13 protein-coding genes are annotated in these 21068 nt (G+C 61.2%); all 13 read right to left on the reverse strand.

Annotated elements, in window-relative coordinates:
* Positions 1-49 precede the first annotated feature (49 nt).
* The 13 genes from BM344_RS09350 to icmH all read right to left on the reverse strand — a co-directional run bounded on the left by BM344_RS09350 (position 50) and on the right by icmH (position 21067).
* Positions 50-628 carry a porin family protein gene (locus BM344_RS09350; protein ID WP_091988716.1) on the reverse strand — a complete coding sequence of 193 codons (579 nt, stop codon included), beginning with the start codon at positions 626-628 and terminating at the stop codon, positions 50-52.
* A 182-nt stretch (positions 629-810) separates the two neighbouring features.
* Positions 811-2097 carry a glycerophosphodiester phosphodiesterase family protein gene (locus BM344_RS09355; RefSeq protein WP_208603388.1) on the reverse strand — a complete coding sequence of 429 codons (1287 nt, stop codon included), beginning with the start codon at positions 2095-2097 and terminating at the stop codon, positions 811-813.
* 99 nt (positions 2098-2196) lie between these two features.
* Complete coding sequence (locus BM344_RS09360) at positions 2197-2646, reverse strand: DUF4124 domain-containing protein (RefSeq protein WP_228143587.1); 450 nt, start codon at positions 2644-2646, stop codon at positions 2197-2199.
* Between the two features lie 91 nt (positions 2647-2737).
* Complete coding sequence (locus BM344_RS09365; RefSeq protein WP_091988719.1) at positions 2738-3748, reverse strand: hypothetical protein; 1011 nt, start codon at positions 3746-3748, stop codon at positions 2738-2740.
* Complete coding sequence (locus tag BM344_RS09370) at positions 3735-7133, reverse strand: hypothetical protein (RefSeq protein WP_091988722.1); 3399 nt, start codon at positions 7131-7133, stop codon at positions 3735-3737. The genes BM344_RS09365 and BM344_RS09370 overlap by 14 nt, the downstream gene beginning before the upstream one ends.
* A gap of 2 nt (positions 7134-7135) precedes the next feature.
* The gene (locus BM344_RS09375) at positions 7136-7924 is read right to left on the reverse strand and encodes a DUF4123 domain-containing protein (RefSeq protein ID WP_167363227.1); all 789 of its coding nucleotides are present in this window, start codon (positions 7922-7924) and stop codon (positions 7136-7138) included.
* Positions 7896-10007, reverse strand: a complete 2112-nt coding sequence (locus BM344_RS09380; RefSeq protein WP_091988728.1) for a type VI secretion system Vgr family protein — start codon at positions 10005-10007, stop codon at positions 7896-7898. The genes BM344_RS09375 and BM344_RS09380 overlap by 29 nt, the downstream gene beginning before the upstream one ends.
* 101 nt (positions 10008-10108) lie before the next feature.
* A complete protein-coding gene (tssM, locus tag BM344_RS09385) occupies positions 10109-13696 on the reverse strand; it encodes a type VI secretion system membrane subunit TssM (protein WP_091988731.1) in 3588 nt (1195 codons plus the stop codon).
* A gap of 32 nt (positions 13697-13728) precedes the next feature.
* Positions 13729-15153, reverse strand: a complete 1425-nt coding sequence (tssA, locus tag BM344_RS09390; protein ID WP_091988734.1) for a type VI secretion system protein TssA — start codon at positions 15151-15153, stop codon at positions 13729-13731.
* Between the two features lie 42 nt (positions 15154-15195).
* A complete protein-coding gene (gene vasI / locus BM344_RS09395; RefSeq protein ID WP_091988737.1) occupies positions 15196-15846 on the reverse strand; it encodes a type VI secretion system-associated protein VasI in 651 nt (216 codons plus the stop codon).
* Entirely contained in the window at positions 15843-17414 is a 1572-nt protein-coding gene (locus BM344_RS09400; RefSeq protein ID WP_091990967.1) for a sigma-54-dependent Fis family transcriptional regulator, read from the reverse strand. The genes vasI and BM344_RS09400 overlap by 4 nt, the downstream gene beginning before the upstream one ends.
* A 175-nt stretch (positions 17415-17589) precedes the next feature.
* Positions 17590-20232: a type VI secretion system ATPase TssH gene (tssH, locus tag BM344_RS09405; protein ID WP_091988740.1), complete on the reverse strand. Its 2643-nt coding sequence runs from the start codon at positions 20230-20232 to the stop codon at positions 17590-17592.
* Between the two features lie 10 nt (positions 20233-20242).
* The gene (gene icmH / locus BM344_RS09410) at positions 20243-21067 is read right to left on the reverse strand and encodes a type IVB secretion system protein IcmH/DotU (protein ID WP_091988743.1); all 825 of its coding nucleotides are present in this window, start codon (positions 21065-21067) and stop codon (positions 20243-20245) included.
* Position 21068 lies beyond the last annotated feature (1 nt).

Below are 21068 nucleotides of genomic sequence, written 5' to 3' on the forward strand. Positions count from 1 at the left end.
GAGGCGCGGCTACACACCGCGCCTCACTGTTATGACGGAATAAAAGACATCAGAACTGATACTTCAGGCCAACCCGACCGGTATCGAATTCCGGCCCACTGTTGGTGACCTGTCCGTTGAAATCCTCTTCATCCACGTCCACGTTGTAGCGATTGTACTCGGCAAAGGCCGACAACCGCGGTGTCACCCGGAAATCCACGCCGGCCCCGACAAACGGAGTGACCTCATCGTAGGTTTCACTCTCGTTAAAGGCATCGACATCCAGCGCCGAGGCGAAGGCGCCAGCCTTGCCATAGACACCGAAGCTCTCGGTGAGCGGCAGACGACCAACCGCGCCGACACTGACACCCTTGAGCTTGCCTTCTACGTCATCCTGACCAAAGTTGCCAAAATCGATGTACTCCGCCTCAAGGGCAAACAGCGGGTTGAACTGATATCCGAGTGCCACACCCAGCATATCGTTTTCGTCTTCAAAGTCTCCTCCGTGAGCTTTGTAACCACCGTAGCTACCACTGACATAGGGGCCTGATTGGTCCCGGTCCGGGCCATTCTGCGCCATGGCGACCGGCATTGTGAGCGCAGAGGCGGTCAGGAAAGCGGCAAGGAAATAGCGGGTTGCGGAATGCATGACGTTCCTCCTGAGGTTGAGATGTCCTGTCCTTACCCGGCACCTGAAGGCTGACTTCCAGATACCTGATCTCACCGTACAGGGGAATCCGGCCGGAGTGGGTTACGTCCGGACTAAGAATTCGTCATTCGTCGTTCATGAAGAAAGGGTGATGGGGCGCCCCAACGGGACACCCCGAGGGCTCAGCGCGCGACGGTGCTGGCCATACAGTTGGCATAGAAAGTAGTGGTCGCCGGCCAGTCCGAGAAGATGCCAATGACACCGACCTCCTTGGCCAGCACGTCGATCACCGTAAGCATATCGCCGTCATTGTTGATGGCATCGGTGATGGTCTGGTAATACCAGCCACCACCATTCGCCAGGGGGCCGCTACGCTCCACCGTCCAGGCGATGAGATCAAGACCGGCCATGCGGGCGTTATCCGCGTATTCGGAGGGCACGATCTCGCCATAGCTGTCCAGTGTCAGCATTTTCCAGAGAGCCGGGGCCAGAATGTTCACGCCCTGGGCTTTCAGGCTTTCCATATACGCCAGCGAGGTGTTCTCCGGCGTGGGCGCTGACTGGTCCAGAAACACGGCCTGTTTACCAAACCTGGGGGTCTCGTTTATCCAGAACAGGACATCCGCCAGATTGAAGGACTGGGGCCAGACATCTTTCGGCTTCACCCCGGCATCGATGTAGTCCTGGATCATCTGGCGAGCGTAATCCTGCTGGCTGTAGTCGCCTCCGAACGGCATATCCACCACCGGCGATTTGAGTTCCGGCGTAAACTTCACACCGAGGGCCTTGAACAGCTCGATGCTCTCTTTGTGGGTCATCAGGGTGCCACGGCTGGCGTAGAGGTCTGTGCGCCAGTCTGCAGTGCCCGCCAGATACTCTTCGGGCGTAGTCGCCATCGGATTGAACGCATCCATCTTGCCTTTCAGGCTCTTGAACTCCGCAAGCGTGATGTCGCTGGTGCGACACTCGGCTTGTGCGGGCGTGCCGCTGGCCGGGTCTGCAGGAACGAACGGCTGCGTGCATTTGGCGTTCAGCTCGGGTACGGCGACGATGTTGGTGGTGGTGTGCAGATCGTTCTGGGCATGTCGGCAGACCAGCTCACGATCCTTGGTGAAGGCGACATCGCACTCAACGATGCCCGCCCCCATCCGGGCCGCGGCCACGTACGATTCCAGGGTGTGTTCAGGGAACTGAAGCGGCGCGCCCCGGTGGCCAATGGAGAAATCCGTGCGTTTGAGATTCCGGGTATTGCAGGCTTGCAGGCGTTCTTTCAGCGGTCCCTCATCCATGTCCTCGACCAGCCAAAAGGGTCGTGGGCCCAGTTGAATCGGGGCTTTGGCATCCAACTGGTGCCATTCGTCCAGCCCCGGGGGAACCCAGGATTCATGGTGAGACTTGCCAGGCGCGGCCTGCGCCACTGACAGGGCAATCGTGCACAACGACAACCCCATAAACATGCGTAACTTCATAACCAGCTCCTTGTCCAATGAATGATACTGCACAGGCAGTGTTCACACAGAGGATTACGACCTGACGACGTTTCCATGACCAGTGAGCCACAAAGGGCCTCAGTTGCTCCCGCACTGGTCCTTCACCTTGCTACGAAAGTCGTCGCGAATGCGCCGGTTCTCGGCTTCGCTGACAAACACTCGCTCGCCCTGATCGTTGAGGTGGTAGAAGGTCGATACACTGGCCAGAAACTTCAGCCGTGCGCGCAATTCCCTGCACTGCTCCGCCTGTTCCCGGGCCGCTTTTTCGGCCTTGGCATCGGCGGCCTGCCGGGCTTGTCGTTCCGCCTGTTGCTGCTCCACGAATTCGGTCATTTTCTGGTGGCGTTGACGCGCCATTGCATCCACCTCGGCCGGTCTGGCATCCACCGCCACTTCACTGGAGCCCGCCTGCGCGGGCGGCCGATCGCCAAAATGGGTCTGGCCATTGGCATCCACCCATTTGTAAACGCCGGCGGATGCGGAGAAAGGAAGCAGGCAGATCGACATCAGCAGCAGAATTGATTTCACGGGGAACTCCTTTTCAATGTCATTTACGCCGTGACGTCTCCGGCAAACGGTAACCAGAGGCAGCCGCTCAAACCCACCCCGGAATCGGGGCCTACGCCATCGCTGCTTCGTTCAGATTCGGCACACTGTACTGCATCTGGTCTTCCAGCGTGTGCCACGGGAAGTTCCGAATTTTTTCCATATGGGCGGGGTAGCCCTCTTTCTCCCACCACTCCAAGTCCAGCGTAGCCCAGTAGTCGGCGGGGCGTTGGCGTTTTCCGGCTGCATCAAACTCAGCCGTGGTGGGATCCAGGTGGCGATAGGGTTCGAGGGCCGGGATATCCGGCAAGGGCTGGCTGACGTCCATGTAGCGCTGGAGTTCGTCCCAGTGGGCGTACAACTCCACTTTATGGATATCCGCCACCTGGGCCACGGTGGTCTGCCAGCCGGTGTAACGGTGACGCAGGAGCAGCTTGTAGCTCACCGGGCCCTTGGGGTTCACATGGAACGAGATGTAGGGATCAAACTCGATAAATGGCGCTTCGAAGGTTTCTTCACGCCAGGTACGAAACTTCACCATGCCGGTAGTCCGGAAGAAACCGCACCCCAAGTCCTTGACGATGAGTCCGGGGTGGCGCTCTAGGTACCAAGTGAATGGGTAGCGGAAAAACAGGTGCAGCATAAGAATAACCCCACCTATTTCCAAAAAACCAACAAAGGCCCAAATTGTCCCATCGACAATCGAAGTAAGAATTCCTGAAGCAAAAACACAAAACAACAAAAACTTCAACATGGAATAGTCGGCGAAGGAGCCGGCAAACATCAGAAGGAGCTGCCAGCGCGATTTTATAAGGTCTTTGGGTTTTTGAAGATGTGTCCAGCCAGCGCCTTCAAGCTTTTTCTTCCCGGATTTCAGACGCTCCTGATAGGCCTTTGCATACTGTGGCCGCACGTGGATATCAAGATGGGCATAGTCGCCCCAGGGCAACCGTTCGATAAAGTCCCCTGCCTCCAGGGACTTCGCAAACCCACTGATATCCTTCAGGGGTGCCTGCTCGGGAATGGCGTCCCGGCGATAGGCGCCCGATACATATGTCGCCATTGGTTCGTTACCGGCTTGCATGGTGTTTGATGTCCAGGTCGGTGAGCTGTTGGCTGATCTCCCGAATCGTATAGGTTTCCTGATGGCGGTCCCAGACCTTGACCTGGAAGGTGAGTTCCAGGCTTTTCACCGAGTAGCGCGTGGCCACGTATTCGTGATTGTGCTCGTTCGGGACCATCTCCGGGAGTTGGGCCTCCGACACCACGAAATGAATAGTATGGCTGCCGTCGAACCGATACTCGACGTGGCGGGTATTGCCGCTCCTAGAGGCAAGTGTCTTCGTACCGGCCCGGCCCAGCGCCTGGTAGTGGGTACGTTCGTATTCCAGTTCCCATTCGATGGTTACCGGCTCGCCCGAGATGGCCAATGCCGGTGCGGAAAAGGAAAACACGGATTCTGCCGCGCCCTGCCACGGCGACAGCTCATTCTCCTGCAGGAAGCTGTCCAGCCCGGCCCCGGTTACCCTCGTTATCGACAGGGGCATCATGGATTTAAGAAGCCCCAGGTATGCGGCATCCTCTTCCAGCAGTTCCGGGCGTTGATCTTCCAGGCTTCCCGAGAACGGGCCGCCCCGCAACCAGTTGCTGATGGCATCGTCCTTGATTTCGTAATACAGCCATTCACCCAACCCATAAATTCCCAGGCCGATGACGGTTACCCAGCCCGCGCTGACCGTACCTCCCCAGCCTAACGCCGCAGCGGCTCTGGATAACAACGCCGCTGCCACGGCCCGCTCACCGGTACGGTGCACCAACTGGCGCCCCATGGGGGTGAGGATTCGGCCGGCAATGATATCGGAATTGGTCATGACACCTACGCCCACCGCCTTGGTCAGGTCGGCTGAGGCCAGTTTCAGGCGCCCCTGAAAGGCGTTTTCCGCCGCATCCCAGACCATCACCGAAACGGTAAACATGCCAGCGATCCAACCCGCCGCTTGCAGTTTGTTGCGAATAACTTCTTCAGCGTATTCCTCAGCAACACTCAATGAACTAGCCATCGAGGTAAACCACTTTGCTTCCTGTTTCCAGAGACCAACTTGCGTGTCGACCCAAACAGTTCTTTTGGGCAAAACGGAAACCCACTGCGCTGAACTCACGGCCAAATCCACCGCCGCACTCGCTATTCCTACATTGCGTCGACTGCCTTCATCAGAGTAGGCAACCGCATTCATCAAATTAAACAAATCCATTAACACTAACAACGGCGGCAACCCTATCGGGCTCACCGAAGCCGTATGGAAAAACTGACCAACAGGGCGCCGCCTCATCACTTCATCAAAAGCCTGACTGTCAGCCAGTCTCAGTGTTGCACCCACCGCGGCACCGGAAGTCAGGGTATGGCCCTGTTCATCCACCACGTCCAGCAGCGTATAAAGCTTGCCATCCTCGGCACTGTTCAACTGGAGAGTGGTTTTTCCAGGTATGGCGGCTTCAGCGAAGCCTTCGAATGCCCCTTTCACCTGGCTGACTTTTGCTTCAAAGGCAACGCCTTTCTTCAGGAGGGTTTCTTGCACCCCACCGAGCCACCATTGGCTGAGTTCCGCGAGGGGTGCGGACAGCGCGTGCATACCGAAGCGGGTATCCGAGAACATTTCCGAAATATCAGGCGCACTGGTTTTGTCAAAATGCTCCGCAAGGCTGCGCAGTACGTTGGCCTCGGCTACTCGCATCGGCTGTTCACGGTCCTGGAGCGCTCTGACCATGGCACGGAGCTTTTCACCAGTGGCGTCGCCGGGCAATGCTTCCGATGGATCCTTGAACGGCAACAGCAGCGCCGCCAATGGATGTTCACCCACCATCAAGGATTCGTTCAACTCCTCCGCGCCGCTGGCTTTCATCCGGCCCGCATCCTGGGGCAACAACATGGGGTCGGTCCTGCCGACCGGCATGGTCAGAGCCTGGAGCAGAGGGCCGGCTTGAACGTAGCCGGCTACATCGTTACCGGCCTCGGCATTGAATAGATCACGCAGCGCTTCCGTCAGGTTTTCAGCGCGTGCGTCTTCCATCAGGCGTACAACCGCACCCTGGGCCTCGATCAAGTAGCGGCGCAGGGCTGCGCGCTCCACCTCATAGACAGTACGTAGCAGGCGCCCCTCTTCACTGTCATCCAGCCGATTGTCAAACCAGCTCCCCTCTATACACAGGGGGTTTTTCGAGCCGTCCGGCATAACCTCCCTTCGGAAGTTGGTGTGAAACAACTCTGCGGTGACGCCGTGAGGCCGCTTCTTGATGTTGTCCACCAACGCCAAGAGAAGCGCCAGGCTTTCATTCATGTGCTGAACGAGGTGCCTGGCCGCAAACAGCGGGTCCCGCAATGTCAGGGATAACAGGTGGCGGTTACGCAGGGGCTCGAATACATCCACGCCTTCGGTAATCTCCGGTAATGCTTCTCCTTTAAGGTGCAGGTATCGCCAGCGGGGGACCAGCATCTGCGGGTAGATATCCATGTCGGCATCAACAACAGCCTCATCGGATTCAATGGCATCTCGCTGGGTGACAATCTCATCCATCGTTCTCTGAGTGTCGCTGCCATCGATATCACGCAGCCATTGGTTCGGCATGAAAATATCCCGCTCCAGCGGGTTGTCCCGGGCACGCATGGGAACAAGTTCGTCAACCCGGTGCCAGTCAGGGAACATGCCTCCGGGTATCCGATCCAGGAAACCCTTTACGGCGCGGGCATTACGGCACCGGCTGCCACGGAGCGAGTCGTCGGTTTCCAAGGCTTCGATTTGGTGCCAGGACCACTGGGTATCGCTGAATGCCAGTTCCACATCATCGTATACGTCCTGGCCAAGTAACCTGGCCGGGATGTGCACTGTGTCCACTTCAGGGCCTACGGGAGTCCGTTCATTTCTGTCTTCATTGCCGGCCTGCCTGAATCGCGCCAGATCCGTATCCCGCAGTAACGGGGTCGATTCCTCGGCGGTGACTACAAACAGTTCGCGCCAAAGGCGCCCTTGGAAAAAGACGTACACCCATCCGGTTCGCAGTGGCGCCGCCACACTTTCCTCGTGACCGGTCATGGGGCGTGGATAGCTTAGTTCGCCAGCGTCACAGAACAAGGTGGGGTGTACCGCCACCATCAGGCTGTCCTGGAAATTCCTCTGGGGCGGGCGGAGGGTTGCTGGCGCGATCTGTTCCTGGTCTATCACAGGCACCACGACCTTTTCATCGCCATGGAGCTCCAGGACCAACGACCGTTTCGCGGGTTCTTCTGCATGGCCGGCCAGAATGGGCCCCATTCTCCCATGGTGATCGGCACAGGGCTCCATTGGCTCTGGAGACGGATTTTCCGCTTCGTGATCCAGCAAACAGTAATGGTGCCCGTCCAGGGAATCTTCCCCAACCAATTCCAGCCAAAAGGTGCGCGACGGGGTACAGGGTGGTGGCTTAATGGCTGACATTGCTACAGTCCTTTTTCATGTGGTCCGTGGAATTCCAGTTCCGCGTGTTGCCACAGTGCGCCTAACTCGGCATCCGATTCGGGACACGGATGACCAGCAGACCACAATTCACGAATAATCCGGATTCGATGACTAGTCGGGTGTCGATGCTTATTCGTAATGGCCATGCACCGAGGCCAACCACTTACCCACGTTAATAATCTCTCTAAGGAGCGTGGCTGGTGAGCATAAAACCCCTCCCCCTCCGTGCCGACTCCACTCGCGCCCGACCAATACATTCCTTCAGAGTGACAAGTGCACCATACCAGTAGATCGTCTTCACGGATCAGGCTGCCCACCGCCTCGGGCAGACAGGTGTTCACCACTTCGAGAAAACGCCCATCGTATGGCCGCACAAAACATGGACCATATGTTTCGAAATGGATTACCAGGCTTTTACGAATACCTGCCAATGCTTTGCTTGGCTCATACTTCGAAACCAGGATGGCCAGTGCCTCATCGGCCCCCCATCGGGATACGGCACACTGAAAAAGTTCACTGTTGACGGACGTCCTGACCACAATCGGGCCGGCGTCTTTATGCTGTTCAAAAGGCGTTCCGTCGAATAGCCAGAACCAATCAGGGTTGCCGTCCAATGTATAGATCTGCTGGGTCGTATCCACTTTGTCGTATCTTGCAGCGTCAATGATCAGCAGGCATTGCTCCCCAGATGCCACTCGAAAATCTCTGAGAGTTTGATCAAGTCCCAATAAAGATTTTGATTTATCCATCGCAGGGGCAGTCAATAACATCGCAGGTTCCATCCATTTTTTTCTGGCACAATTGCTGGGCCGCTGTTCGATCAGACGCTGCCATCAAGAGTGCATCGGAGTTGATTTCAAAAACACCCGCATTTGCTCTCCGGCCAACCTCCGTGAGCTCAACAGGCACAACAGCTCCTCCGTTCTTCTCAACCAACCCCGGCCGCTCCGGCACCTGCACCTTCTGCCCACTCCCCTTACCCGGCGCACCACCCGCATTCATCTTGATACTCGCACCACCCATGGCCACGCCGCTGGGGTCGATCTTCAAGAAGCTGCCGCCGGCCTTGAGGGTAATTTCAGCACCGGCTTCAATCACAGCCTTTTGCCCGGCTTTGATATGGAGTTCGGTGCCAGACTCGCTGAGCCAGGCGGTGCCGGCTTTCAGGTGCAGCGTGCCGGTGACGTTAAAGCTGTGGTCCTTGCCGGTTTGTTCGCGCTTTTCGCCATCCACGGTGTGGTGGCGGTTGCCCCTGGTGCGGCTGAAGCGGTTGTTCTCTACCGTCAGGTGGCTGTCGTTTTTGATGACTTCGGTGCGGTTGTGTTCGGTGAGCAGCGCCAAGTCTTTCTGGGCATGAACGTAAATTTGTTCCTGGTCGGCCTCGTCTTCAAAGCGCAGCTCGTTACTGCCTTCCCCCTTGTGCGTTTTGGTTTTCAGGGTGGTTCTGGTTTTGTGCTCCGGCAGCGCGTAGGGCACGGTGTTGGTGGCGTGATGAGTCCGGCCGGTGATGATCGGCTGGTCGGGGTCGCCGTCCAGGAAGGACACGATCACCTCGTGGCCAATACGAGGCAGAGCCTGGAAACCGTATTGGCCGCCGGCCCAGTCCTGGCTCACCCGGAGCCAGGCGCTGCTGTGCTCGTCGTTGGCACTGTAGCGGTCCCATGGAAACCGGACTTTGACCCGGCCGTACCGGTCACAGTGGATTTCCTCGCCCTCGGGGCCGGTCACCACCGCCATCTGGGGGCCGTCCATCAGCGGCTTGTGTTCGCACAGGGGGCGCCAGGTCCGGTCGGCGGGTATGGCACTGAAATAGTTGTGATAGGTGGTGGCACCGCTGCCGCCCTCTTCCTCGAGGGCCTGGGGCTGCCGACCGGTGTGGGTGACCGCCACCAGCAGCCAGTCGCGGTTGAGGGCCTCGTTATCGTGTTGGGTCAGCGCCACTCGGGCGCCGGCCACAAAATCCGCGCGGTTGCTCTCGCCGTTGCCCGTGGTGGCGTCGTTGCGCAGGGCATCCAGCCGCGCGGCCGTGAATCGATCACCGGCCTGATCCTGCTTGAAACGACCCGGATACTCATAGTGCTGATAGTCGGCCCGATGGGAGAGACTGGCGGCGCCCTGCTCCTGCAACAGACCGTAGGCCGGGTTCCTGAAGGTGTAATCCTTCATGGCCACCGAGGCTGCCCGAATCCGCTCCCGATGTTCGAACCGATACACGCAGGGCCCCTGCTCCGCGCCGCCGGCCCGGTTGTTGTACTCAGCCGCCTCAAGCGTTGGTGCACTGCCGTGGTGATCGGCCAGGATCAGTGCCGGCGGCTCCTGGCCATCAACGCTCCCGTGGCGGTACCGGTAAAACCAACCCTCTTCGGCCGCCAGACGTTCGACAAAGGCAAGGTCGCTTTCGCGATGCTGCACGCAGTATTCCCGCTCCAGGGGCGGGCGTTTCAGGTCGAACTCGGTATCAATCACGCCCCGTTCTTCAAGCAGAGCGCGGATGATGTCCCCGGTGGTCTGACCCTGAAAAATCCGGCTGTTGTGCATAAGGCCGAGTCGCCACACCGGCGGTTGAATCACCAGTTCGTAGCGGGTTCTGCGATGACCGGAATCGCGCCGGACGAATTCGCTCACCACCCCGGTGAAACGCCGCACGGCGGCGCCGTCACGCCAGATAACAAGGTCTGCCGGCTGCTCCAGAACCGCCGCCGCCAGCACCGATGGGTCGGAACTGGCCAACTCGATTCGACCGTGGAAAAGCTCGGATAGCCGTTCGGTCAGCGCAAAGCCAACCAGGGCGAAATGATCGGAGGGGAAGCCACCAATGGTGACCGTGAACTGCAGTCCGCTTGCCTGGGGCATGTCTTCGATCCCTGAAGAGTATTGAATCCGTTGCCTCGCCGTATCCCTGGTGGAGGCCCTGGCCCCGATCAGAACCTCCTGTTTTGATCGGGGCCACTAGTCTAATACAAGCTGCGTGGTATGCGGTACCCCGCCAGCAACTGCTGTGTGAACGGGTTGGTGTTACTGGCGGCATGCAGGCGGTAGCGCATCTCGCCGTCGTCCACCTGGAAGCGGACATCCACGGCGCTGTCGCTCACGCCGGTGATGTCGGCCTCGTCGAGCAGACGGAACAGCGCCCAGGGCCCCGATTCGGACAGACTCCGGGGCGATCGGTTAACCTGAACCGGCACCAGGGTGATCCGGCTTTCCACCGAGTCCCGCAGGGTGTTGGGCCAGACCAGCGGAATACTCTGGCGGGGGCCGTGGCTGAACTCCACCAACTGGCCATCGAGATTGACCACACTGCGTCGCTTGTTGGCGGAGAGGTTGAGTGGTTCCAGGGCAAATTCCACGTCCAGGGAGCCACTGCGGGTAAAGTAGGCCCGCCGGATGCGGTCGGCGCTTTCCAGGGAGGCCATGACGTCCCGGCGCACCAGGCTGGCCCGACGGGCGTCACCCACCTGCTCCGGGTGATCCTCCAGGAACAGCTTGAGGTTGTCCTGGTAGAAGGTGTCCAGGATGCCCCCCGGGGCAAAGAAGCGTTCGAAGTCCTGCAAGGCCACGTCACGACCGGCATCCGGATTGAACGGATAGTGCCGGGCCAGGTTTTGCTGGAATGGCTGATAGACTTCCCGGTACCAGTCACGCTCCAGTTGGGCCACAGCCTGGTCCAGCAGGACCCGCCAGCTTTCGGTGGCGAGACTGGTGAGGAGTCGATTCAGGGGCTCCGGCTGATGATCCGCCATGCGCTGCAGGGTGAAGATAGGGTCAGCCCCCTGCAGGCTCAGCCGGGCTCGGGCCGCGGCCAGAGCGGCCTTGCCCTGGTCCGGTGCCTCCTGGACGTTGCGCAGGTACTGGTGCAACTCGTTCACCACCACCATAACCTGCTCAAGGCCGGTGGGCTGATCGCCATTCGGAGCGGTCAGCTGGTTGAGGTCGGCAAAGCGGCGCTCGATGTCCTGCAGCATCCGGAAATGGGCGGACTGCTCCAGCAACTCTCTGGCACCGGCCGTTTCACCTTCGGCCGAAGGCACCAGCTGCGTGTTGTCCCGCACCCGGGCGAGTAGCCGTGCCAGGGGTTCGTGGCCCCCGGTCAGGCTCTCCAGCACCCGAACGCCGTGATTGAGATCCTCAAACCGATGGATTCGGATGCGGCTGATGGCCGTGCGCCAGGCGTTCGTGTAGTGCTCGGCATAAAGCGACTGCAGGCTGGCGCGCAGCTCCGCTTCGTCGGCCTCACTGAACTGCACATCCTCCCGACGCCCAAGCACCCACGCGTCAATCAGGGCCAGTTCGGTGACCGAGCCGGATTTGCGGAGGAACCATTTCTCGAGGCCTGCCCTGGTCAGCAGTGCGGGAATGGTCAGGGGGTCCTGCACCATGGTGTCGGTGTTGGCCGGCTCGCCGTGCTCGTCCACCCGGGAGAACACCGTGGCGAAAGCCGGACCCGCCGCCCGGGCCAGCTCCAGCGGCGCCTGGAACTCACGCTCGGCCTCAATTTCGAGGTCCCGGTACACCCGATTGGGTGTCGGTACGCGACCGAGTTCATGCTGGGCCCACTCCACACTGCTGATAAAGGGCGCCAGCGCCATGTCTGCCACCGGGTCACCGGCGCGTCGCTGTCGGGCTAGGTCGGTGTGAGCCATGGCATAGTCGAGATGCCCGAGCAGACGTTCCTGCAGAGCCTTCTGCCCCGGGAATTCTTGCTGCCAATAGGCTTTCATGTAGCCGTTAACAATATCGTTCCTGCGGCCGCTGGCGTCGTAAAGCATCCGCAAGACCCGCAGATGATCCAGACGCTCGTTGGTGTCCCGGGCCTCGTTCATCTCGGCCATAATACCCACCATCAGGGATGGCAAGTACTGGTAGGCCAGCATGTCCAGGTAGGAAGACTCAACCTCCGGGCCAATCCGATGCCCCTGGTACAGACCCATGTCGCGCAAGTACGGCCAGTTCCGGCGATGGTCACCGAACGCAAGCGTGGCCTGGCGCAGTTCATCAAGAGGACCGAGCAGGTTCCGGCCGGTGGTGTCAGGCTCGAAGCCAACCGGCTGCCAGTTGTCGATGAACCCTGTGACTCGTTGTTCCACAGCGGCTGCCGCTTCGGCGTTCTTGATGAAGAAGTGCTGCCAACCGGCGGTCATGCCGGCGCCGGCACACAGGGCGATCACCGCTGCCGTGGCCAGGCGACGTTGTCGCCCGCGCACCACCCGCTGATTGTCACTGGCAAGCCCGGCCTCCGGATAGATAACCCCGGGAAACAGGGTCTCGGTGAACAGATGCGTCGACTGACCGGCGCGCTGGGCCGGCTGTATGGGCGTGGCGAGCTGGTAGCTGGCCGCTGCCGCGGAGACGAAGGCGTCCTCCGGCACACCTTCCTGCAACACCGAGGTAAAGTAGGTGCCTCGCACCAGCGCCGGCGTGGAGAACACATCGGCCGAGAGCAGATCCGCCAGGAACTGCTCCAGGGCCGGCTTCAGCCCCGCCAGCTGCCGGGTGAACGAGTAGGCGGCGGAGCGCTCCTCGGCATCGCGGGTCTGCACCAGGACATCCGGCAGGCGGTCGGTCAGCCGCCCGACCATCGCCTCGAACCGGTCGGCAAACTCCTGAAGCCAGTCGTCATTGTCAATCTGGCCCTCGAGCCGGAAGGTGAATCCCAGAACGGCTTCCTTTTCGGATTTGGTGAGCGTGCGCGCCAGCGCCCCGAAGCCGTACAGCAGATCCAGCTTGGTAAAGGTGACATACACCGGCAGACGGGAGCCGAGCTGCTCCATCAGTTCCCGAAGGCGGGTTCGCAGTACAATGGCCTGCGCTTTGCGTTGCTGCGGATCGGCAACGCTCAGGCTGGCCAGATCGACAGCCACCACCACACCATTGAGCGGCCTCTGAGGACGATTCTGCTCGAGCCAGGTCACAAAGTGCTGCCAGAGCCGCTTCTGGACTTCGGCAGCGGCGCCCTCGCCGTCGTTCTGGCTCAACAACTCACCGTCGGGGTCGATCAGCACACCCTGGTCGCCAATCCACCAGTCAAAGCCAAAGGCATTGCGATCGGCCCTGTGGTTGCGGGTCACATTGGTGAGGGTGTAGGTCTGGCCGGAGCGCTGGATCAGGCTGGTTTTGCCAGCATCCTCGAGCCCCACGACCAGATACCAGGGCAGCCGGTAAATCCCACGCCTCCCCGGCAGGTTGCTTTTCAGCGCCGACAGCTGCCGGTCCAGCAACCGCTGCTGCTTGCGCTCAAGAGGCAGAATGGGGTCCTCCTGCTCGCGCTGCTCTTCCGCCTGTTTCACGTTCACCTTGCGTAGGCGGCGGGCCAGGACAAGGCCCCACACCATCGCCACCATCAGCACCACCCCCAGGGTAACCAGGGCCCGCATCTGCCAGGCAGCGAGCGGGTATTCCCCTCCCATCTGCCAGCGGGGGCCCAGCCACCAGGTGGCCACCAGCAGGGCAATAACGCCCAGCGTCAGGGTGACCGGGGCTGCGTTTTTCAGATACGGCAAAAGCCAGCGACCGATGAGTAAAGCTTTTCTCCACATGGTATCCATTCCCGGTGTTCTTCCTTGGTGAATGTCTTTGGTCAGCCCAGCTTCTCAAGCTGTTTGACCAGGGTTGGCTCCCAGGCCTCCAGGGCCAACCCGCGAACCTGGGCCTGCAGGTCCTGAACCAGTTGCGCCGCCAGCGTTTTCAGGCCTGCCTCTTTCATCAGGCGAGCGCTGGCCAACCGCCAGTAAAGGCGATCCCGCGGCTCCCGGGCCTCTGCCAGTCCGTCCTCGAGCAACTGCATGCCCTCGGCGAGTTCTCCAGCGGCCACCCGCTCCCGGGCCTTGCCATAAACCTGTTCCCAGGCGTCAACGGCACTGCCGGAGGCGCTCGCAGTCGGCGACGTCCAGAGCCAGTCGCTCGCTTCCCCTGACAGGAACGGTGTTCCGTCATTGAACGTGAGCTCCGGCAACTGCGGCAATCGCTCCACAAACTCACGGCACGCCCGGCGAATCGCTTCGGCACACTCACCATGGCCCAGCCGGTTTGCAACCTGGGCACTCAGCCAGTGCCCGTCCAGCCAGAACGGGCTGACCGACAGGCTCTGTTCTACCCGCTGCCAGAGGGCCTGGTCCGGGGCCTTTTCAAGCGCCTCGCGATAGTCTGCGACGCGGTCGGCGCTGACCGCTGCCAGGTCGGTTCGCTGGCCGTCCCGCGTCGGTGGCACCGTGGTGATGGTGTGCCAGATGGCGTAGCGTCGCAGCTGGTAGCCAAGCGGCTCACCGGGGCCGGTGTCGGTCAGCAGATCGGCCACCTTTAGCAGGCTCTGGCGGGTGGCCCGCTCATTGCCAGGATCCAGGCTGAGCGTGCCCAGGCTGGCCGTTGATGTGGCCGGCGATGGCTGTGTCTGGGCGTTGCTGCGCTCGGGTTCCGGGGTCGAAGGCGAGGGCGCGGGCGTGGTTTCGCTGGCCACCGGGAGCTTTTCGATGGCCCGCTTGAGGTCACTCAGCGATTCCTCCGGCAAAGCCCTGATGGACGCCTGCTCAAGCAGCGATGCCAGTAGCTCAAGGCAGTACTGGCGACCGTCGCCAACACTGCCGTCGAAGGACAGCCCTTCCACACCCTTGCCGGCCCGCTGCAGCATCTGGGTAAACATCATTTTGCGGGCCCTCTGGCCCTTTTCACCCGGATAGGGCCAGGCCTTTTCCCACCATCCATCCAGAACCCGGTGCAACAGGTACAGAGACAGCGCAAACCGCTCGCCATCGCCACCACGCTGCAGGGCTAGCAGCAGGAATCCCAGTACCTTGAGATGCTTGCTCCGGTCAGACAGGATCGTCAGTGCTTCCTGCTCAACCTTGCTCCAGTCAATATCGTTATGCGCCAGGGAGCCAATTTTCATGATTTCGTTCTCGAGGAACTCGAGGGCCGGATCCTCACCCAGCGCCTCGCCCACCCCGCTCTCGCCGGGCAGCGCCGAAATCACCTGGCTGACGTAGGGGTGCTGCTCAATCACCTGCATAACAGGGCTCCTTTGGGGACGTTGGCTCCGGCAAAACGGCGATCACCATCCGCACCTCTCCCGCAGGGGCTCAATGGCCTGGCGGAAGCCCGACAGGTCGAACAGCAAGCCGTCGATGGCACTGTCGGTGGAATCAATGCGCACGTCCGGGCCCACCAGCAGTGTCTGAACCGTGTGGATTGAGGGCAGACCACGACCACCGCTGAGAACAAAGCCGTTGTCCCGAACCCGCCATTCCATGGTGTCTGAACCCATGGCCAGACGAATGCGCTCTCTCTTCAGAGGTTCGGGCATCATCAAAGACAGTTCCGTGATGTTGTTGTGGCATTGCAGCACCAGCCGGGGCCTTGGTGGTTCAACGCCCAGTGCGGCGACGGTAACCAGCTGCCCGGCTGCCCGGCCGGTATCCCGGTACACGGCCGTGCCGGTGTCCTCCGGGTTGCCGGCGGAGGCATAGGCCTGGCGCCATTGCTCGCTGCGCAGGCTTGCAGGCACCGACGCCGGCGCCTCGGCCCGACGATCAACCGGCGTGTCAAACACCGCATCGAAACAGGCCAGTCGTTCAAGCCGCTGAACTTCACCGGTGCAGCGCCGGGCCTCCTCAATCAGCCCCGCCCAGGCCGACGGCTGCAAGGCCGTGAATGCGGTTGCCAGGGCAACCGAGCGCAGGATGAACCTGAGAAACGGCGTCATGATTCGCTGACCTGATACTTGAGACACTTGTGGGCCAGGGTGCGCTTCGGCAAGCCCAGGCTCTCGGCCGCCTGGGCCCGGTTGCCGCCATACTGGCGCAGCCGTTCCCGGATAATAGCCGCTTCGAACGCTTGGGCTGCCGCTTTAAGATCCCGGATTTCATCGGGGTCAGGCAGCCACGACAACGCCTCATGGCCGGCAACGGCGGGCTCGGCGACCCAGGTCTCGGGTGCCTCGAACAGGTCGTTCAATCGCAGGACTTCTGGCTGGATGTCATCCCCGACCGGTGTCTGCAGACAGGCCAGTTCAATGATGTTGCGCAGCTCCCGGACGTTCCCGGGAAAGTCGTAGCCGGAAAGCAGGTGCAGGGCATGGCTGGATATGCCCATGGGGCCGGCCCCCTCCCGCTCGGTGTAATGACGAATAAAATGGCGGCTGAGGGCCTCGAGGTCTTCCGGCCTCTCCCGAAGCGGGGTAACCCGGAGCGGGAACTGGCTCAGCCGATAGAACAGGTCCCGGCGGAAGCTGCCGTCCTCGATGCCAGCCTGCAATGGCTGGTGGGTCGCCGCCACCAGTCGGAAATCAGAGCGCTGCTCCTCTCTGGCTCCCAGCGGACGGAACTTCCGGCTTTCCAGCACCCGCAGGAGTTTGGACTGGAGGGCCATCGGCATGTCGCCAATTTCGTCCAGGAACAGGGTGCCGCCGTCGGCCTGGGCCAGTAGCCCCTCCTTGGTCTGGTCGGCACCGGAGAAAGCGCCTTTGGTATGACCAAAGAGTTCAGTCTCGAGCAGGGTATCGGGTATGGCGGCGCAGTTGACCACCACCATGGGGCCGTCAGCCCGTCCGGAGAGCTGGTGGATGCCCTGGGCCACCACGTCTTTGCCACAACCGGTTTCGCCCTGGATCAGGACCGATAGCTGGCTGCCTGCCGCGCGGACGATCTGGGCCCTGAGCCGGGTCATGGCCTGGGAGTTCCCCACCAGAGTCCGGGCCAGCTGGTCGCACCGATTGCGCACGGTTTCCGCATCGTGCAGATGGTCGAGCGAGCGCTTCAGAAGCCGGCGCTGCCAGACCTGGTCACGGCTTTGCAGCTGGGTGATCCATTGATGCACCAGCAGTTGCCGAAGCCCCAGGTACAGCGGTTGTGCAGTAATTCCTGCCCACTCCGGCTCGTCACGGCACAGCACGAGCATGCCGAGGGTGCGACCGTCGTCGCCGCTCAGGGGCTCAAGCCACAGTGAGCGGGGGCGGTTGCTGGCGTCGAACAGGGCCTGGAAGCCCGGGTGGTCGAGGCGGTAGCTGGCGGCTCGTGTCAGTTCCCGGGCCTGGCCGGTCTGGAGCACGTGGGCAAAGGGGTGGCTGAAGTCACCGCAGTCGAATTCGCCGTCTTCGGCCAGATCGCTGCAGTGCAGGGTGCGGCCACTGAGGTCGAGTTCCAGGGCCCAGCAGCGGCTCAGGCCGAAGGTGGTTTCCAGCTGGCTAGTGGCCGTTTTCAGCAGGTCCGGCAGGGTGTCCTGCTGGATCAGGGCCACCGCCAGGTCAATGCCGGTGTGCAGTTCCATCTGCATCCGTCCCATTGTCTTATTCCCAGTCTTATAAAAATTGAGATCGCCGTCCGCACAGCCTGCGGGGTGGCTTTCCAAAACACGCCGTGAATACATCCCTGTAGGCTCCGCTCCGCCATCCATGGCTCCGCAGGGTTTTGGAAAGCCACCCCGCAGGCTGCGCTAAATTTCGGTTGCCTTAAGCTACCGTTCCTACAAATCGATGCTCTTCGACACCAAGAGTGATTTTGTTCACCGGCTCCCTTGCTGCCAGTTTCTCCAGCAACGCCAAGGAAACCGGCGGCAACAACTCACCCTCTATGATCGACTCCAGCATCCTCGCGCCGTTTTCGCTTCGGGTCGCCCGGCTTCGGATGGCATCGACCAGCCCGTCTTCCAGTTCCACATCCGTTTGGTATCGGGTTCGGATCTGGTCGGCCAGCCGGTTCAGCTTGTCGCCGACAATGCGGTTGAGGGTGTCTTCGCCCAACGGCAGGTAGGGCACCACTTCCATCCGGGCCAGCAGGGCTGGTTTGAAGAAGCCTGCCAGTTCCGGGTAAAGCGCTTCTTCGAGGCTGGCCGGGGATTCGGCGTGGTTGACGATGGTCTGGTAGCCCAGGTTGGAGGTGAGGAAGAAGACCACGTTCTTGCAGTCGATCAACCGGCCCTCTCCGTCGGCCAGTTCGCCCTTGTCGAAGGCCTGGTAGAACAGGTTGAGCACTTCCGGATGGGCTTTCTCGACTTCGTCGAGGAGCACCACGGAATAAGGCTTCTGGCGGATGGCCTCGGTGAGGATGCCGCCTTCGCCGAAGCCGACATAGCCCGGGGGCGAGCCGATCAGGCGGGAGACGGTGTGCTTCTCCTGGTATTCGGACATGTTGATGGTGGTCAGGAACTGGCGGCCGCCGTAGAGCAGTTCGGCCAGTTGCACCACGGTTTCGGTCTTGCCGACGCCACTGGGGCCAACCAGCAGGAAAGCGCCCATGGGGCGGCCCGGCCGTCGCAGGTCGGCGCGGGCGGTGAGCAGGTGCTGGTGCAGGCACTCGATGGCGGTGTCCTGGCCCTTGATGTGTTCCTGCAGGTACGCCGGCAGGTGGGTGATCTTTTCCAGTTCGTCGGTGGTCATACGGTTCACCGGTATGCCGGTCCAGTCGGCGATCACTTCGGCGACCTGGCGGGCGTCTACCCGGGCGTGGACCAGGGGTTCGTCAGCCTGGAGTTTGGCCAGTTCCTGTTCGATGGCGGCCGCTTCGCTTTTCAGGTCCGGGCGTTCTTCGTGATCGGCCTCGGTCAGTTCAGCGGCGGCATCCTCGCCGGCTTTGTCGTCGGCATTGGTCTGCAACAGCCGCTCGCGGATGTCGACCAGCCGGGCCACCAGCTCGCGCTGGTCGTTCCAGCGTTGTTCCAGGGTTTCGGATTCATCAGTCAGGTCGGCCATTTGCTGTGCCAGCAACTGTTCCCTTTCGGTGTCCACGGTCTGGCCCAGGGCGTGTTCCCGGGTCATCAGGTGCTGCTCCATGGCCACCTGGTGCAGCTGGCTGCGAACATGGCTCAGGCGCCTGGGCGGTGTGCTCAGGTTCAGGCTCATACGGGCGCAAGCCGTGTCCAGAACGTCGATGGCTTTGTCCGGTAGCTGGCGACCGGCCAGGTAGCGGGCTGACATTTCGGCAGCAGCTTTCAGAGCGCTGTCGGCGATCAGTACCTGGTGGGCTTTTTCGTAGACGGTGCGCAGGCCTCGGAGAATATGAACCGCGTCGCCGGGTGTCGGCTCATCCAGCGCCACCGGCTGGAAGCGGCGGCTCAGGGCCGGGTCTTTCTCGAAGTATTTCTTGTACTCGCGCCAGGTAGTGGCGGCGATGGTGCGCAGCTCGCCCCGGGCCAGCGCGGGTTTCAGCAGGTTTGCAGCGTCGGAGCCACCTTCACTGTTGCCGGCGCCGATCAGGGTATGGGCTTCGTCGATGAACAGGATGATCGGTGTGGCGGCGCCTTTGACCGCTTCGATCACGCCTTTCAGGCGCTTTTCAAATTCGCCTTTCACCGAGGCACCGGCCTGCAGAGCGCCCATGTCCAGGGTCCAGAGCTCAACGTGTTTCAGGCGGTCTGGCACGTCGCCGTTGACGATGCGCAGGGCGAGGCCTTCCACCACGGCACTTTTGCCCACGCCGGCATCGCCCACCACGATGGGATTGTTCTTGCGGCGGCGGCAGAGGATATCGATCATCTGGTCGATTTCCGCGTCGCGGCACACCACCGGGTCGAGTTTTTGTTCCCGGGCCAGCTTGGTGAACTCGGTAGCGTAGCGGGTGAGCGGGTCCATGTCGGCTTGCACGGTCGGCTTCGACGCGCCGTTTTCGTTCAGTTGCGGGCGCTCTCCGGAGCCATCGGTCATCTGGTCAAACTGTTTGCGCAGCTGTTCCCGGTTGATGTCAATCAGGGCCTGGGCTACCCGGGGCATCAGGTAGCGGTCGGCATTCATCAGCAGGGCCAGGAACACGGCACCGGAGCGCAGCTCGGTGTGGCCGAGTTCGGTGGAGGCCAGCAGCCAGGCGTCCTGCATCAGTTCAACCAACAGTGGTGAGAACGACGGATACGGCTCGGCGGTTTGCGGCTCACCGTTCAGGCTCTCGCCCACCAGCGGTTGCAGGTTCTGATGGTTGATGCCGGTGTGTTCCAGAATCTGGCGCACGTCGGAGAACGGCGTTTCCAGCAGTTTGAACAGCAGGTGCGCCGGGGTAATCTCGGCGCCCTGGCGGCTGATGCACAGGGCGGCTGAGGCTTCCAGAGCCTCGCGTGACATGTCGTTGAGGCGCCCGATCAGCGCCGGCAGTTCTACCCGAATCACAGTGATGTCCTTATTTCGGTAGTTGGTCGAGTACGCGCAATACGTCCGTGATGCGCTCGTTCAATGCCATGTTGTAGAGGGAATAGATACCAGCCATCGCCGCGACGAACAGCCCGCCAATACCCCACAACGGCAGGCCGCTGCGAAGGCGGTTGCCCGAGGGGGTGACATTGAGCCGGGCGTCTGCCAGGGGCGCCGGGTCCTGCTCGTCCCGAAGGGTTTTGAGCTGCTCATGCAACCCACGAACAATCTGCTCGTATTCGTCCCGGCCGTTTTCCATGACCTTGTAGCGGCCCTCAAATCCAAGGCACAGGCACAGGAAGATGAACGCCAGCATATCCCGGTAACGAGCCGGCTCCTGTTCCATCCGCGCCAGAATGGCAAAGACTTTTTCGCCACCCCAGGTTTCGTTGTGGAATCGCGACAGCAGCGAATGCTGGGACCAGACGCTGTGGGCACCCCAGTCGGTGCCAAGCACCGCCTCGTCGATGAAAGCGCAGAGCACATAGCGGTAGGCAACAACCACCGGTCGGTCGTAGCCCTGCTCCACCAGTTCCCGGTCGACGGCGGCGATGTCGTCCACCACCTGCTGGTAGAGGCTCTCAACGGCCCGGTAGTCGACCAGGCGCCGAATCCGGATCACCAGCCCGAGCAGCGGTGTTGCTGCATCAATCAGGCGGTTGGCCTCCAGCCCCCGAAGCTGGAACTGTTCGTCGAGCCCACCCTCAGGGGTCTCGGGGTAGCCGGAACGGTCGGCAAACAGCAGGTCGCTGAACGCACTGCTGCCTGGGTCCTTGCTGCCATTCGGTAAATCCATTACCTGTGCGTCTGCCATG

Source organism: Marinobacter gudaonensis (assembly GCF_900115175.1).
GTDB lineage: Bacteria > Pseudomonadota > Gammaproteobacteria > Pseudomonadales > Oleiphilaceae > Marinobacter > Marinobacter gudaonensis.

Excerpts from the sequence above, each read along its gene's own strand:
- BM344_RS09350 (WP_091988716.1), bottom strand. The coding sequence starts at position 628 with ATGCATTCCGCAACCCGCTATTTCCTTGCCGCTTTCCTGACCGCCTCT.
- BM344_RS09355 (WP_208603388.1), bottom strand. The coding sequence starts at position 2,097 with ATGAAGTTACGCATGTTTATGGGGTTGTCGTTGTGCACGATTGCCCTG.
- BM344_RS09365 (WP_091988719.1), bottom strand. The coding sequence starts at position 3,748 with ATGCAAGCCGGTAACGAACCAATGGCGACATATGTATCGGGCGCCTAT.
- BM344_RS09370 (WP_091988722.1), bottom strand. The coding sequence starts at position 7,133 with ATGTCAGCCATTAAGCCACCACCCTGTACCCCGTCGCGCACCTTTTGG.
- BM344_RS09375 (WP_167363227.1), bottom strand. The coding sequence starts at position 7,924 with ATGTTATTGACTGCCCCTGCGATGGATAAATCAAAATCTTTATTGGGA.
- BM344_RS09380 (WP_091988728.1), bottom strand. The coding sequence starts at position 10,007 with ATGCCCCAGGCAAGCGGACTGCAGTTCACGGTCACCATTGGTGGCTTC.
- tssM (WP_091988731.1), bottom strand. The coding sequence starts at position 13,696 with ATGGATACCATGTGGAGAAAAGCTTTACTCATCGGTCGCTGGCTTTTG.
- tssA (WP_091988734.1), bottom strand. The coding sequence starts at position 15,153 with ATGCAGGTGATTGAGCAGCACCCCTACGTCAGCCAGGTGATTTCGGCG.
- vasI (WP_091988737.1), bottom strand. The coding sequence starts at position 15,846 with ATGACGCCGTTTCTCAGGTTCATCCTGCGCTCGGTTGCCCTGGCAACC.
- BM344_RS09400 (WP_091990967.1), bottom strand. The coding sequence starts at position 17,414 with ATGCAGATGGAACTGCACACCGGCATTGACCTGGCGGTGGCCCTGATC.
- icmH (WP_091988743.1), bottom strand. The coding sequence starts at position 21,067 with ATGGCAGACGCACAGGTAATGGATTTACCGAATGGCAGCAAGGACCCA.